This is a genomic window from Streptomyces sp. NPDC007095, from assembly GCF_040634475.1.
GTDB lineage: Bacteria > Actinomycetota > Actinomycetes > Streptomycetales > Streptomycetaceae > Streptomyces.
In genome coordinates, this window is record NZ_JBEYFS010000491.1 from 1 (window position 1) to 2,015 (window position 2,015).

The 2,015-nt window shown below is 71.8% G+C and carries 1 protein-coding gene and 1 riboswitch; the gene reads left to right on the forward strand.

The genetic code is table 11. The features are described from left to right. Window positions 1–187: 187 nt before the first annotated feature. A riboswitch (SAM riboswitch) is annotated at window positions 188–304 on the forward strand. Between the two features lie 193 nt (window positions 305–497). Next, window positions 498–1,859: an aminotransferase class V-fold PLP-dependent enzyme gene (locus ABZ656_RS57640; protein WP_360280711.1), complete on the forward strand. Its 1,362-nt coding sequence runs from the start codon at window positions 498–500 to the stop codon at window positions 1,857–1,859. Window positions 1,860–2,015 lie beyond the last annotated feature (156 nt).

The following is a 2,015-nucleotide window of genomic DNA, read 5'->3' on the forward strand; positions in this document are numbered from 1 at the left end:
CCGCGCCCCTAAAAGGGGCGCGGGGAACTGCGCGGTCTTTTGGGGGTCTGGGGGCGGAGCCCCCGGGTGGGGATGGGACGGGTAGGGGCGGCGGGGGCGAGGAACGTGGGGCCGCCCCCCCACTCGGCATCCCGGTATACGGACGCCGGGTTGCGGGCGGAAGATCTTGTGGCAGGATGCCGTATCAGGTCATGAGCGACAGCCATCAGGCCCCGGCCGGCTGTCCGGCAACCCTCCGTCCGTGGCGGGGTGCCCCGGGTGAAGACCAGGCCGTAGGCAGCGAGGTCTACGGCAAGCGCGGACCCCTCGAGAATCCCAGGGGTCCTGGTCGTTCGAGGGAGCCTTCTGTGAGCAAGCGAATGCGATAGGGCGTAGAGCCCCGCCTCCGCACACCCCTTTTGCCTTTCCCCACTGCGCCGAGCCGTGCAGCCGCACACCCGTACCCCCGTGCACCCGGCCCGCGCAGCGATTCCGCCTGCCTCTCACAGGAGCTCGCCATGTCTGTCTCCACCGCTGCCGCCGACCAGGCAGTTTGTGCCCCCCTGCCCGTTCTGGGACGAGACGTCACCGTCCCGCTCGTGACCGGCGGCGAGGTCACCTACGCCGCGCTCGACTACGCCGCCAGCGCCCCCGCCCTCCAGCGGGTGTGGGACGACGTCGCCGCGTACGCCCCGTACTACGGCAGCGTGCACCGCGGCGCCGGGTACCTCTCCCAGCTGTCCACCGACCTCTTCGAGAACGCCCGCAGGACCGTCGCGGAGTTCCTCGACTGCCGGGGCGACGACCAGGTCGTCTTCACCCGCTCCACCACCGACTCCCTCAACCTGCTCGCCGCCACCCTTCCGGCCGACTGCCAGGTGTTCGTCTTCGAGACGGAACACCACGCCTCGCTGCTGCCGTGGAAGGACGCCCGGGTCACCTACCTCAACGCGCCCCGCACCCCGCAGGAGGCTGTCACGGCCCTGGAGCGGGCCCTCGCCGCCCGTGACCCCCACGGCCCGGCCCTGGTCTGCGTCACCGGCGCATCGAACGTCACCGGCGAGCTGTGGCCGGTGCGCGAGCTCGCCGCCGCAGCGCACGCGCACGGTGCCCGGATCGTCCTGGACGCCGCCCAGCTCGCTCCGCACCACCCGGTGTCGGTGCGGGACCTCGACGTCGACTGGGTCGCCTTCTCCGGGCACAAGCTGTACGCGCCGTTCGGCTCGGGCGTACTCGCCGGCCGCGCCGACTGGCTGCGCGAGGCCGAGCCGTACCTCGCGGGCGGCGGCGCCAGCCGCAAGGTCACGCGGCGGGTGGACGGCGGCGTGGACGTGGAGTGGCACGAGAGCGCGGCCCGGCACGAGGCCGGTTCCCCGAACGTGATCGGCGCCTACTCCATCGCCGCCGCCTGCAAGGCGCTGACCGAGGCCGGTTTCGACACGCTCGTTGCCCGCGAGGAGCAGCTGATCGGGGCCGTCCGGGCCGGTCTGTCCGAGGTGCCCGAGGTCCGCGTCCTGTCGCTCTTCGGCGACGACGCCCCGCGCGTCGGCGTCATCTCGTTCGTCGTCGAGGGCTGGAACAGCTCGCACTTCGCGGCCGCGCTGTCCGCCGAGTACGGGATCGGGGTGCGGGACGGTCTCTTCTGCGCCCACCCGCTGGTGCGCACGCTGCTCGGCAGCGATCCGCAGACGCAGGGGGAGTGCGGGGCGCCCGAGGCGGCGCCCGGGGAGAAGTCCCTCAACGCGATCCGCGTCAGCTTCGGGGCCGGTACGCCCGACGAGCATGTGGAGCGCTTCGTGCGTGCGGTGAAGGAACTGGTGCGGGACGGTGCGAAGTGGAACTACCGCACGGAGGACGGCCGCTGCGTCCCGGCGGTCTGAGGCCGTCGGCGGTAGATGGGGGCTCCGCCCCCATACCCCCGAAGAGATCGCGCGGCTGTGTCTAGTAGCGTGTCGCTGCTTAGTTGTGGCATGTCTGGTTGGGAGGCTGGTGTCTGGTGGGTTTCTCTTTCCCTTTTGCCAGACAGGACTGTCGTC